Raw genomic sequence first — 11,538 nt, forward strand, 5'->3', positions numbered from 1 at the left:
ACGGATGCTAATAACCTGTCTTGCTCATGTCAACGACGTCGGCCCCCGCGGAGCTCAGCGCACCAGGCACGGACCCTTCGCGTCGAACGTCCAGCCCTTGATCAGGTACTGCATCCCGGCGGCATCGTCACGGCCCGCCGAGGCCACCTCCTCGTGCAGTTCCTGCGCGGCCTCCAGCCGGTCGCGGTCCAGCCGGACCCCGAGGCCGGGCGCGTCCGGGACGGCGACCTCGCCGCCGGTGATCCGGGGCGGGTCGACGGTGAGCCGCTCCATGCCTTCCTGCCAGATCCAGTGGGTGTCGAGGGCGTTGTACTCACCCGGGGCGGCCGCGCCGCAGTGGGTCATCATCGCGAGTGAGATGTCGAAGTGGTTGTTGGAGTGGCAGCCCCAGGTCAGCCCCATGGCGTGGCACAGCTGGGCGACCCGGACCGAGCCCTGCATGGTCCAGAAGTGCGGGTCGGCGAGCGGGATGGACACCGACTGCAACGCGAGGGCGTGGGTCAGCTGCCGCCAGTCCGTGGCGATCATGTTGGTCGCGGTGGGCAGCCCGGTGGCCCGGCGGAACTCGGCGAGGATCTCCCGCCCCGAGTAGCCGTCCTCCGCCCCGCACGGGTCCTCGGCGTACGCGAGCGTGCCGACGAGCGGACGGCACAGCTCGACCGCCTCGCGCAGGGACCAGGCACCGTTCGGATCGAGGGTGATCCGCGCCTCGGGGAAGCGCTCCTTGAGCGCGTGTACGGCCTTCACCTCCTCGCTGCCCGGCAGGACCCCGCCCTTGAGCTTGAAGTCGCGGAAGCCGTACTGGTCGTAGGTGGCCTCGGCCTGGCGCACGATCGCCTCGGGGGTCAGCGCCTCCTCGCGCCGGACGCGGTACCAGTCGACGTCCGCGTCGGGCTCGCGGACGTAGGCGAGGTCGGTGCGGTCCGGGTCGCCGACATAGAAGAGGTAGCCCAGGACCCGGACGGCGGCACGCTGCTGGCCGTCGCCGAGCAATGCGGCGACCGGGACGTCGAGGTGCTGTCCGAGCAGGTCCAGGAGCGCCGACTCGACGGCGGTGACCGCGTGGACGGTCGTACGGAGATCGAAGGTCTGGGCGCCGCGGCCGCCCTGGTCACGGTCGGCGAAGGTGTCGTGGATCTGGCGCAGGACGCGCTTGTAGTCGCCGACGCGGGCACCGACGACGAGGCTCTCGGCGTCGCGGAGGGTGCGGGTGATGCCTTCGCCGCCCGGCACCTCCCCGAGGCCGGTGCGCCCCTCGGAGTCCTCCAGGACGACGACGTTGCGGGTGAAGTAGGGGGCGTGGGCGCCGGAGAGGTTGAGGAGCATGGAGTCCCGGCCGGCGACCGGGTGGACCGAGAACTTGGTGACGACGGGCTGACTCATGGGGCCGGTGTCTTTCTTGAAGAGGTGGGTGGTCAGACGTTCAGGGCGTCCAGCACCTGTTCCAGGACCAGTACACCGCCGAGGCCCAGGATCGCGAGGACCGTCGTGTACGTGGTGCGTGCCTTGATCGCGTCGATGACGGACAGGTTGAAGTACTCCTTGAACATCCAGAATCCCGGGTCGTTGACGTGCGAGAAGGCGATCGATCCGCAGGAGACGGCGAGCACCATGACCTCGGCGTGGACCCCGCTGCCCGCGAGCAGCGGCAGTGCCACACCGGAGGCGGTGACGACGGCGACGGTCGCGGAGCCGAGGGCGATGCGGAGGATGGCCGCGATCAGCCAGGCCAGGATGATCGGGGAGATCGACCAGCCGTCGGTCGCGTCCTTGATGTAGTCGGATATCCCGCCCTCGACGAGGACGTTCTTGAAGGCGCCGCCCGCTCCGATGACCAGCAGGATCATCGCCATCGCCTGGGCCGCCTCCCGGCACGAGGTGCTGACCTCCGCCAGGCTGCGCCCCATGCGCGGCCCGAACACCCAGACGGCGACGAGCAGGGTGAGCAGCAGGGCGATGGGCGCGGAGCCGATGAACGCGACGAAGTGCAGCCCGGCGCTGTCCCCGGAGGTGGCCAGGTCGGTCACGGCGGCACCGGCGATCAGCACGACGGGCAGCAGCGCCACCGCCAGCGACCAGCCCATGCCGGGCATCTCCTCCTCCTCGAAGACCCGTTCGCTGACCAGGCCCTTGGGGATCTCGGGGTTCATCCGCCGGACGAACGGCAGGCGCGGCCACAGCAGCGCGATGAACGCGCCGACCGGGACGGCGATGAACAGGCCGTAGAACAGGGTGAGTCCGACGGAGGCGTGGAAGGTGGCCGCGACGGCCGTGGGGCCCGGGTGCGGCGGCAGGAAGCTGTGCATGGTGGACAGGGCGATCGACATCGGCAGCCCCACCCAGAGCAGGTTCGCCCGGGTGACGCGGACGAGGGTGAAGGCGACCGGCACGATGATGACGAAGGCGACCTCGTAGAACATCGTCACGCCGATGAGCATCGCGGACAGCACCATGGCGACCTGCACCCAGCGCGGGCCGAACACGTCGAGGAGCCGGCCGGCGATCCGTTGGGCGGCGCCGGAGTCCCCCATCACCCGGCCGACCATGGCACCGAGCCCGATGGTGAGCATCGTGTCGCCGATCTGGTCCCCGATGCCCTCGGAGAGGACGTCCGGGATCTCCTCCAGTGCGATGCCCCGCACCAGGGCGACACCGACAGCGACCAGGAGAAGTGCGGCGAAGCCGTTCAGTTTCAGCTTCGTCATCAGAAGGAGCAGGACGAGAACGCTGATCCCGACCACTACGAGCGGCATGTGTCAGCTCTCCTTTGAACTGGCAGTGCGGTGAGGAGAGTTCCGCGGAGCACTCCATGGAGTCATCCGGCTGAACGCGGTCCTCATACGAAAACGTCATCTACATATGAGGACGGAGGCTAGATGTACGCATCACGAAGGTCAATGGGTGTGCGCGAATCGCCTGACGATGGGACCGTGTCGCGGCGCGCGGAGACGGCCGAGGTGAGCAGAGCTCCGCGGAGTACCGGCCGGGGTGCGCGCCGACGCGACCCGACGCCACCACAGGTCGGGATCCGCGCCCGGTTCAACGGCGCGAGCCATCCGGACAGCGAGCAGATCACCCTGGAAGAACTCACCGACCACATGCCCGGCGATGCCGAACCCGCCGCCGTCAAGCACGAGTTGTGCCAGGTCCGCGGCCTCGGCGCCGAAGCCCTCTCCCGAGGAGCAAAACCTCACCGCACCCGTCGCCGCACCGCGAGACCGCACCGGCGAGACCGCACCGTCCTGACGAGCCGTCCTGACGAGCCGCCCTTGTGAGCGGTCCTGACGAGCCGTCCTGACGAAGCGAAAGCGGCAACGACGGCGAAAGCGACAGCGGAAGACCGGTCGGACGGTCCCCCGCGCCATCCGACCGGCCACCGGCCCCACCGACGGGGGCGCCTCACCCCTCGGTGGTACCAGCGGGGACGCTATCCGCCCCTTTCCTCCTCGGTCTTGGACGAATCTGCACTCGTGGTGAGAGCCACCGCGCCCTCCACCCGGCGCGCGGCCGTCATCTGTCCTGGCGTGGTTCCGGCGATGGCCCGGAACTCGCGGTTGAGGTGCGCCTGGTCGTAGAAGCCGCAGGCCGTGGAGATGTCGGCCAGACTCGCGGCACCGCGCCCGAGCAACGCCACGGCGTGCCGGAAGCGCAGCACCCGGGCGGACGCCTTGGGGGTGAGCCCGATCTGCTGGGTGAACCGACGGCTCAAGTAGCCCTGGCTCCAGCCCACTTCGGCGGCGATGCGGGCGATCGGGATGGTCCCCGCGCTGCCGGAGAGCAGGTGCCAGGCATGTCCCACCTCGGGCGTGGGCCGGGGCCCGAACTCGAGCCGGGCGAGCAGTGCCGCGTCCAGAAGGTCGAATCTGGCGGCCCAGTCCGGTGTGGCCGCCATTCGCTCCACCAGCTCACCGGCCTCGGGCCCCAGCACGTCCCGGACCCCGACGGCCAGGTTGGTCAACTCGCTCATCGGCATGCCGAACAGCCGGTACGCGCCCAGCGGCGTGAACTCCACCCGGATCGCCTCCTGGCCGCCGGGATGCGTGCAGATCGCGGGCCGGTCCTCCAGGCCCACCACCAGCGACCCGATGCTCCCGCTGTCCCCACCGCGCACGCCCAGTCTCCGCACCTGCGAGAACGGCTCCGCAAGACTGATCAACAGGGTCGCACGCCCGGTCGGCACCAGCCTCGCCTCGTACGGCGTGGCCACCGCTTCCCAGTAACCGACGTAGCTGCGCACGTACGGCCGCAACGCCGGATGCCAGGGCCGGGTCACCCGCCACAGCCCGCCGAGCCGCATGATCTCGACCGCCCCCGCCCCGGCGGTCGTGGCACCACGTGCACCAAGGACCACCAAAAGCGCTCCTCCCGCCCTCAACAGCTCCGCGAAGACTTCCAGCATCCAACCTCACCGCATCCGACTCCCCTGTGGGCAGGTGAAGTTGGCGTGCAGACGGGTGCAGATCCGATGACGGTGCCGATACCGGTGCCGGTGCCGATGCCGGTGCCGGTGCCGATGCCGGTGCCGGTGAAGCCGGGCGGTGCCCGGTGCGCCGCTCCCCGCACGGTGCGGGCCCCGGCCTCAAAGGAGCGGCGCCTGACGCGACCGGCCCGCTCACCCGAACACCCTTGCCGACAATCGAGCGCGCACCTACGCTGACTTTGTGCCGCTAATAAACAAAATGCGAACGCGCATCGCCGTGCCGGACAACGACCTCACCCGCCTCCGTATCGCCCTCACCGTCTTCTTCGCCCTCGACGGCTTCGTCTTCGCCGGGTGGGTCGTCCGCATCCCCGCCATCAAGGAGCAGACCGGAGCCTCCGCCAGCGCCCTCGGCCTCGCACTCCTCGGCGTCTCGGCCGGTGCGGTGATCACCATGATGCTCACGGGACGGCTGTGCCGCCGTTACGGCACCCACCGGGTCACCGTCGTCTGCGCGGTCCTGCTCTCCCTGAGCGTCGCGCTGCCGCCGCTCACCCACTCCGCGACGGCACTCGGCGCCGTGCTGCTCGTCTTCGGCGCCGCGTACGGCAGCATCAACGTCGCCTTCAACAGCGCCGCGGTCGATCTCGTGGGCGCCCTGCGGCGGCCCATCATGCCCAGCTTCCACGCGGCCTTCAGCCTGGGCGGCATGCTCGGCGCCGGGCTCGGCGGGCTGGTCGCCGGAGCCCTGTCGCCCACGCGGCACCTGTTCGGCCTCACCGTGATCGGTCTGCTCGTCACCGCCGTCGCGGGCCGGACCCTGCTGCGCATCCGGCCCCCGGCCCCCGCGCAGGTCAGTCCGCCCCGGACGTCCACCGTGCAGGACAGTCCGCCCCGGAAGTCCACCGCGCACCGCCCGGGCACCGGCTCTCGCGGCCTCGTCGTCACCTTCGGCCTGATCGCGCTGTGCACGGCCTACGGCGAGGGCGCCCTGGCCGACTGGAGCGCCCTGCATCTGGAGCACGACCTGGACGCCACGGCCGGCGTCGCGGCGGTCGGTTACTCGTGTTTCGCGCTCGCCATGACGATCGGCAGGCTGACCGGCACCAGACTGCTCGAACGGCTCGGCCAGACCCGCACGCTCGTGGGCGGCGGCGCCACCGCCGCGCTCGGCATGCTGCTCGGCGCCCTCGCCCCCTCCGTCTGGGCAGCGCTCCTCGGCTTCATGATCACCGGGCTGGGTCTCGCCAACCTCTTCCCGGTGGCCGTCGAACGCGCGGGCAGGCTGGCCGGCCCCGACGGGGTCGCCGTCGCCTCCACCCTCGGCTACGGCGGCATGCTCCTCGGCCCGCCCGCCATCGGCTTCATGGCCGACTGGTTCTCCCTCCCGGCCGCCCTCACCAGCGTCGCGGCCCTCGCCGCCACCGCCGCGGTCATCGCCGCGCTGACCCGCCGCGCGGCCACCCTGTAACCGTCCCTGTGGACGGAGCGGGTGTGAGTCCGCCCAGCCGCGAGCCCCGAACCCCGAACGGTCTTGGGCGAGCCGGTCCCCGGCGCACTCGACCACGGGGCGGCGACACGCATCCTGTGCGTGGTCCGGGGCCCGGGAGGCCCCCGCGGCAGGAGGCCGCTGACGGACACAGCCCTGAGCGACCTGGCCAGGCGGCGGGTACGGCCAGCGGCTACGGGGATTCGACCTCGTGCACACCGCATGGCGAGCAGCGACGACCCCGCCTCGCACGCCCCCGGGCCCAGCCGGATCACTCCGGATGGGCCACCGCGTCCTTCTGCAGCTCCACCGCCGCCAACAGGCTCAGCCTCGGCTCCGCCTTCCGCAGCGCCCGCACCGCCGCGACCGAGGTGATGTCACCCGTGAAGCCGACCGCGGCCAGCCGCGAGCGGACCCAGCGGGCGCGCAGCCCTGCCTCGGTGGCGGCGGCGGTGGACTCCACGAGCGCGACTGCGCGTTCCAGGCCCGGGCGCTCCTCGGGCGGGGCCGCGGCCAGCGCCTGCCGCAGGGCCTCTCCGACGACGTCCGCGTCCCGGATCAGGAGCACGTGGTCGTGCTTCTTGTTCAGTCCCGTGAGTTTCGGCATGCGGCTCATCGTGACGGCCATGTCCCGTCTCCGCCAAGCGACTTGAGCAGCCTCAGAGGCTCGGGCACGGACGGCGACAGTGGCGGACGTACGGCCTCGGCGACCGCGGTGAAGCCGGGCGGGCGGCGCCGCCGGTTGACACCGGAGCGGGAGGCGGAGCTGTATACGGCCGTGCTCGAACTGTTGCGGGAGGTCGGCTACGCCGGCCTCAGCACGGAGGCCGTGGCCGCCCGCACCCGGTGCAGCAAGGCCACCCTGTACCGCCAGTCGACGGGAAAGCCAGCTGGTCGCCGAGGCGCTGCGGCACCAGAAGCCCGTCACCCCGTCGAGCGCGGCGAGATCCGCGCGGGCGCCCCGGCCGTGCCCTGCGTCCCCCACTGCCTGCTCGGCCTCGTGGTCGCCCACCACCTTCTCGAGGACACGCCGGCCGACCCGGCCCTCGTCCGGGGCTGCATCGACGCCGTGGTCCTGCCCGCCCTCGGCGTCCGACCCGCCGTGCAGCGGCCGGCAGGACCGGTCACGCGCCGGCCGCGCCGGCTCAGCCCAGCTTCTTCAGGAGTTCGGCGGCCAGCGGTGCGGAGGACGCCGGGTTCTGGCCGGTCACCAGGTTGCCGTCGACGATCACATGGGGAGCCCACGGCTCGGCCGTCTCGACCTGGACGCCGGCCTCGGTGAGCCGGTCCTGGAGCAGCCACTTGGCCTTGTCGGCGAGGCCCGCCTGGGTCTCCTCGGCGTTGGTGAAGGCGGCCACCCGGCGCCCGGCGAACGCGTTGGAGCCGTCCGCCTTCGTGGCGGCGAGCAGGGCGGCCGGGGCGTGGCACACGACACCGAGGGGCTTGCCGCTCTCCAGGGCGCTGGTGAGCAGCCGGCCCGACTCCGCGTCGACCGCGAGGTCCTCCATCGGTCCGTGGCCGCCGGGGTAGAAGACGGCCGCGTAGTCGTCGAGGTTCACCTCCTCCAGCCTGAGCGGACGCTGGAGTTCGGCGGCCGAGGTGAGCACCCCGGCGATACGGTCGGCGTTCTCCTGGCCGCCGTTGACCTCGGCCGCGAGGCTGCCCTTGTCCACGGTCGGCACGACACCGCCCGGGGTGGCCACGACGATCTCGTGTCCCGCGGCCTTGAAGGCCTCGTAGGGGGCGACGGCCTCCTCGGCCCAGAAGCCGGTGGGGTGCTGGGTGCCGTCGGCCAGGGTCCAGTGGTCGGCACCGGTCATCACAAAGAGGATCTTCGACATGGTGAAACCGTAGTCCTGCCCTGCCATAGAAATCCAATAGGGTCGCGCATATGAGGGATAGGAACACCAATGGCTCCGAAGATGCGGGACAGACCGCGGGGCAGATCGCGGGGCGGATCGCCGGGCCGATCGCCGGCGTCCCGTTGGACCTGAACCTGCTGCGGACCTTCCTGACCGTGTACCGCACCGGCTCCTTCACCGCCGCCGCCCCCCTCCTCGGCCTGTCCCAGCCCACGGTCACCACCCAGATCCGCACCCTGGAACGGCAGTTGGGCCGCGAGCTGTTCGAACGCCGGGCGCGGGGCGTGACCCCGGCGCCGTACGCGGACGATCTCGCCGCCCGGATCGTGCAGCCCCTGGACGCGCTCGCCACGGTGGCGGGACTCGCCGGGAGCGCGGAGGACACCCCGGCCGAGCCGGTACATCTCGCCGGTCCGGCCGAGCTGCTGTCCCGGTGCGTCCTGCCCGGTGTCGCTCCCCTGGTGGACAAAGGGGTACGGCTGCGCGTCACGCCGGGTCTGACCGAACCGCTCCTGGAGGGCCTGCGCGCGGGCCGCCACGACCTGGTGATCGCCACCTTCCGGCCGCGCGGCCGCGCTCTGACGGCCCTGCCCCTCAACGACGAGGAGTTCGTGCTGGTCGCCTCCCCCGCCTGGGCCGAGCGGCTCGGCGCGCCGGAACACCTCGCGGCGGCGCTGCACGGCGTCCCGCTCGTCGCCTACGCCGAGGACCTGCCCATCGTGCGCCGCTACTGGCGGCATGTGTTCGGCGGACGCCTGGTACGGCAGCCCGCCGTGACCATGCCCGACCTGAACGCGGTCAAGGCCGCGGTCGTCGGGGGCACCGGATTCACCGTGCTCCCCCGCTATCTGTGCGCAGCGGAACTGGCCTCCGGGGCGCTGGTCCTGCTCCATGATCCCGACGATCCGCCCATCAACACGGCGTTCCTGGTGCAGCGGCCCGGCACCGCGGGCCATCCCCACGTGGCGCTGGTCCGCGACCACCTGCTCCACGCCGCCCGCGACTGGTAGCCCGGCGAAATCAGTGGCGGGCGAGGTGGTGCCGTCAGGCACACTCCTCCCATGGAGACAGCCGAGTTCATCCGCATCCTGGACCGCGAAGGCCAGTTGCTCGCGTCGGCCGCCGAGCAGGCCGGCACCGACGCCAAGGTCCCGACCTGCCCGGAATGGCAGGTGCGGGACCTGCTGCGGCACACGGGCGCGGTGCATCGCTGGGCGACGGCGTTCGTGGCCGAGGAGCTGACCGGCTTCCGCCCCTTCGGCGACGAACCGGCCCTCGACGGGGCGGAGTTGCTGGCCTGGTTCCGCACCGGCCACCGCCGTCTGGTCGACACGCTGGACTCGGCCGCACCCGACGTCCGCTGCTGGCACTTCCTGCCCGCCCCCTCGCCGCTCGCCTTCTGGGCCCGGCGGCAGGCGCACGAGACGGCCGTGCACCGTTTCGACGCGGAGGCGGCGCGCGGCGGTACGCCCGAGGAGTTCGGGCGGGACTTCGCGGCCGACGGCATCGACGAGTTGCTGCGCGGTTTCCACGCCCGCGAGAAGAGCCGGGTCCGCAGCGCCGAGCCCCGGGTGCTGCGGGTGCGGGCGAGTGACACGGACGGCGCCGTGTGGACCGTACGACTGACCGAGGAGCCGCCCGCGACCGAGCGAGACGAGGTGGGGGACGCCGACTGCGAGGTGTCCGGGCCGGCCGCGCGGCTGTATCCGGCGCTGTGGAACCGGCTGCCGCTGCCGCGGGTGACCGGGGACGCCTCGGTCGCGGAGCTGTGGCGGGAGAAGTCCGCCGTGGGCTAGGAAGGCTCCAACATCCTTGTGAGGACCGCGCGTTGCACCGGCAGGGCGGCCCGGTGCAGCGCGCGTCCCTTCGACGTGAGCGAGACGCGCACGCCCCGCCGGTCCTCCGCGCACATCCCGCGCTCGACGAGACCGTCCTTCTCCAGACGTGCGATCAGCCGCGACAGTGCGCTCTGGCTCAGATGAACCCGCTCGGAGATCTCCTGCACCCGGTAGGCGCAGCCGCCGTCGGCCAGGACGTCCAGCACCTCGAAGTCGCTGCCGCACAGGCCGTGTTGATGAAGAGCACGGTCCAGCTCGCACTGTGTGCGCGCGTGCAGCGCCAGGATGTCCCGCCACTGCTCCGCGAGTACCTGCTCGGGCCTCTTCGCCACCATGCGCGGCACCGTAGCAGAGAAGACGCATTATTGCATCGGAATTAAATGCCCTTGCATTCGATGCATGCGCATGTAGTGTCGTCGGCATGACCTCTCCGCTCACCACCTCCGCGGACCCGTCCTCAGCGGTCCGCTGGACACCCAGGCTCTGGGGCACCCTGCTGGTGCTGTGCGCCGCGATGTTCCTGGACGCCCTGGACGTGTCGATGGTCGGCGTCGCGCTCCCGTCCATCGGCGCCGACCTGGGCCTCTCCACCTCGACGCTGCAATGGATCGTCAGCGGCTACATCCTCGGCTACGGCGGTCTCCTGCTCCTGGGCGGCCGCGCCGCCGACCTGCTGGGCCGGCGTCAGGTGTTCCTGGTGGCCCTCGGCGTCTTCGCGGTCGCCTCGCTGCTCGGCGGCCTCGTCGACTCGGGGCCGCTGCTGATCGCCAGCCGCTTCATCAAGGGCCTGAGCGCCGCCTTCACCGCGCCCGCGGGCCTGTCCATCATCACCACGACGTTCCCGGAGGGCCCGCTGCGCAACCGCGCGCTCTCCATCTACACCACCTGCGCCGCCACCGGCTTCTCCATGGGCCTGGTGCTCTCCGGCCTGCTCACCGAGGCCAGTTGGCGCCTGACCATGCTGCTGCCGGCGCCCATCGCGCTGGCCGCCCTGGTCGCGGGCCTGAAGCTGCTGCCGCGCAGCGCCCGCGAGAAGGACCACAACGGCTACGACGTGCCCGGCGCCGTCCTCGGCACCGCCTCGATGCTGCTGCTCGTCTTCACCGTCGTCCAGGCTCCCGCGTCCGGCTGGGCCTCGGCCCGCACGCTGCTGTCCTTCCTCGCCGTGGCCGTGCTGCTGAGCGTGTTCGTCCTGGTCGAGCGGCGCTCGCCGGGCCCGCTGATCCGGCTCGGCGTGCTGCGCTCCGGCACCCAGATCCGTGCCCAACTGGGCGCCATGGCCTTCTTCGGCTCGTACGTCGGCTTCCAGTTCCTCGTGACCCTGTACATGCAGTCGCTGCTCGGCTGGTCGGCGCTGCACACCGCGCTCGCCTTCCTGCCCGCGGGCGCGCTGGTGGCGGTGTCCTCGACGAAGGTCGGCTCGATCGTGGACCGGTTCGGGACCCACCGGCTGATCCCGGCGGGCTTCGCGCTGATGGCCGTCGGGTACGCGCTGTTCCTGGGGGTCGACCTGAACCCCGTGTACGCGGCCGCGATCCTGCCGTCCATGCTGCTCATCGGCGCGGCCTGCGCGCTGGTCTTCCCCTCGCTCAACATCCAGGCCACCAACGGCGTCGAGGACCACGAGCAGGGCATGGTCTCCGGGTTGCTCAACACCTCGGTCCAGGTCGGCGGGGCGATCTTCCTGGCCGTCGTGACCGCCGTGGTGACCGCGGGCGCACCCGAGCACGCCACCCCGCAGGCCGTCCTCGACAGCTACCGCCCCGGACTGATCGTGGTCACCGCGATCGCCGCGGCCGGGCTGCTGATCACCCTGACGGGAGCGCGCGGCGCGCGTCGGCCGCGGCAGTCCGTCGTGGTCGCCAAGTCCACTGCGCGGGAGGCGGAGCGCGTCGCCGTACGCGACTAGCGCGACCGGGGGACGCCTCC

The 11,538-nt window shown here is 71.8% G+C and carries 11 protein-coding genes and 1 pseudogene; 6 read left to right on the plus strand and 6 right to left on the minus strand.

Going from position 1 to position 11,538, the window contains the following annotated elements:
* Window positions 1-54 precede the first annotated feature (54 nt).
* Together ACFYZ8_RS17285 and ACFYZ8_RS17290 are read right to left on the minus strand one after the other, a co-directional pair.
* A complete protein-coding gene (locus ACFYZ8_RS17285; protein WP_359028366.1) occupies window positions 55-1,383 on the minus strand; it encodes an enolase C-terminal domain-like protein in 1,329 nt (442 codons plus the stop codon).
* A gap of 32 nt (window positions 1,384-1,415) precedes the next feature.
* Entirely contained in the window at window positions 1,416-2,753 is a 1,338-nt protein-coding gene (locus tag ACFYZ8_RS17290) for a gluconate:H+ symporter (protein ID WP_359028365.1), read from the minus strand.
* A gap of 204 nt (window positions 2,754-2,957) precedes the next feature.
* Here ACFYZ8_RS17290 and ACFYZ8_RS17295 point away from each other — a divergent pair, with 204 nt between their 5' ends.
* Window positions 2,958-3,275: a hypothetical protein gene (locus ACFYZ8_RS17295; protein ID WP_388530621.1), complete on the plus strand. Its 318-nt coding sequence runs from the start codon at window positions 2,958-2,960 to the stop codon at window positions 3,273-3,275.
* Window positions 3,276-3,427: 152 nt separating this feature from the next.
* Here the strand turns inward: ACFYZ8_RS17295 and ACFYZ8_RS17300 are convergent, their stop codons facing one another.
* Window positions 3,428-4,351: a helix-turn-helix domain-containing protein gene (locus ACFYZ8_RS17300; RefSeq protein WP_388530618.1), complete on the minus strand. Its 924-nt coding sequence runs from the start codon at window positions 4,349-4,351 to the stop codon at window positions 3,428-3,430.
* A 328-nt stretch (window positions 4,352-4,679) separates the two neighbouring features.
* Here ACFYZ8_RS17300 and ACFYZ8_RS17305 point away from each other — a divergent pair, with 328 nt between their 5' ends.
* Window positions 4,680-5,891 carry an MFS transporter gene (locus tag ACFYZ8_RS17305; RefSeq protein ID WP_388530615.1) on the plus strand — a complete coding sequence of 404 codons (1,212 nt, stop codon included), beginning with the start codon at window positions 4,680-4,682 and terminating at the stop codon, window positions 5,889-5,891.
* 289 nt (window positions 5,892-6,180) lie between these two features.
* Here the strand turns inward: ACFYZ8_RS17305 and ACFYZ8_RS17310 are convergent, their stop codons facing one another.
* Entirely contained in the window at window positions 6,181-6,516 is a 336-nt protein-coding gene (locus ACFYZ8_RS17310; protein ID WP_359028362.1) for a hypothetical protein, read from the minus strand.
* 171 nt (window positions 6,517-6,687) lie between these two features.
* Between ACFYZ8_RS17310 and ACFYZ8_RS17315 the strand changes: the two are divergent.
* A pseudogene (locus tag ACFYZ8_RS17315) lies at window positions 6,688-6,771 on the plus strand (TetR family transcriptional regulator); the annotation flags it as partial.
* A gap of 283 nt (window positions 6,772-7,054) precedes the next feature.
* Here the strand turns inward: ACFYZ8_RS17315 and ACFYZ8_RS17320 are convergent.
* Entirely contained in the window at window positions 7,055-7,750 is a 696-nt protein-coding gene (locus ACFYZ8_RS17320) for a type 1 glutamine amidotransferase domain-containing protein (protein ID WP_388530611.1), read from the minus strand.
* Window positions 7,751-7,800: 50 nt separating this feature from the next.
* Between ACFYZ8_RS17320 and ACFYZ8_RS17325 the strand changes: the two genes are divergently transcribed.
* Together ACFYZ8_RS17325 and ACFYZ8_RS17330 are read left to right on the plus strand one after the other, a co-directional pair.
* Window positions 7,801-8,781, plus strand: a complete 981-nt coding sequence (locus tag ACFYZ8_RS17325; RefSeq protein WP_388530608.1) for a LysR family transcriptional regulator — start codon at window positions 7,801-7,803, stop codon at window positions 8,779-8,781.
* A 51-nt stretch (window positions 8,782-8,832) separates the two neighbouring features.
* Window positions 8,833-9,567: a maleylpyruvate isomerase family mycothiol-dependent enzyme gene (locus ACFYZ8_RS17330; RefSeq protein WP_388530605.1), complete on the plus strand. Its 735-nt coding sequence runs from the start codon at window positions 8,833-8,835 to the stop codon at window positions 9,565-9,567.
* Here the strand turns inward: ACFYZ8_RS17330 and ACFYZ8_RS17335 are convergent.
* On the minus strand, window positions 9,564-9,944 hold the full coding sequence (locus ACFYZ8_RS17335; protein WP_388530601.1) for a MarR family winged helix-turn-helix transcriptional regulator: 381 nt from the start codon (window positions 9,942-9,944) through the stop codon (window positions 9,564-9,566). The two genes, ACFYZ8_RS17330 and ACFYZ8_RS17335, sit on opposite strands and share 4 nt — an antisense overlap.
* 86 nt (window positions 9,945-10,030) lie before the next feature.
* Between ACFYZ8_RS17335 and ACFYZ8_RS17340 the strand changes: the two genes are divergently transcribed.
* Window positions 10,031-11,518, plus strand: coding sequence for an MFS transporter (locus tag ACFYZ8_RS17340; RefSeq protein ID WP_388530598.1), 1,488 nt, complete (start codon window positions 10,031-10,033; stop codon window positions 11,516-11,518).
* The last annotated feature ends 20 nt before the right edge of the window (window positions 11,519-11,538 follow it).

This window comes from Streptomyces sp. NPDC001668 (genome assembly GCF_042893155.1).
In the GTDB taxonomy this organism is placed as follows: domain Bacteria; phylum Actinomycetota; class Actinomycetes; order Streptomycetales; family Streptomycetaceae; genus Streptomyces.

Coding starts and splice junctions, on each gene's coding strand:
- ACFYZ8_RS17330 (WP_388530605.1), top strand. CDS start 8,833: ATGGAGACAGCCGAGTTCATCCGCATCCTGGACCGCGAAGGCCAGTTG.
- ACFYZ8_RS17305 (WP_388530615.1), top strand. CDS start 4,680: ATGCGAACGCGCATCGCCGTGCCGGACAACGACCTCACCCGCCTCCGT.
- ACFYZ8_RS17325 (WP_388530608.1), top strand. CDS start 7,801: ATGAGGGATAGGAACACCAATGGCTCCGAAGATGCGGGACAGACCGCG.
- ACFYZ8_RS17285 (WP_359028366.1), bottom strand. CDS start 1,383: ATGAGTCAGCCCGTCGTCACCAAGTTCTCGGTCCACCCGGTCGCCGGC.
- ACFYZ8_RS17290 (WP_359028365.1), bottom strand. CDS start 2,753: ATGCCGCTCGTAGTGGTCGGGATCAGCGTTCTCGTCCTGCTCCTTCTG.
- ACFYZ8_RS17340 (WP_388530598.1), top strand. CDS start 10,031: ATGACCTCTCCGCTCACCACCTCCGCGGACCCGTCCTCAGCGGTCCGC.
- ACFYZ8_RS17310 (WP_359028362.1), bottom strand. CDS start 6,516: ATGCCGAAACTCACGGGACTGAACAAGAAGCACGACCACGTGCTCCTG.
- ACFYZ8_RS17335 (WP_388530601.1), bottom strand. CDS start 9,944: ATGGTGGCGAAGAGGCCCGAGCAGGTACTCGCGGAGCAGTGGCGGGAC.
- ACFYZ8_RS17320 (WP_388530611.1), bottom strand. CDS start 7,750: ATGTCGAAGATCCTCTTTGTGATGACCGGTGCCGACCACTGGACCCTG.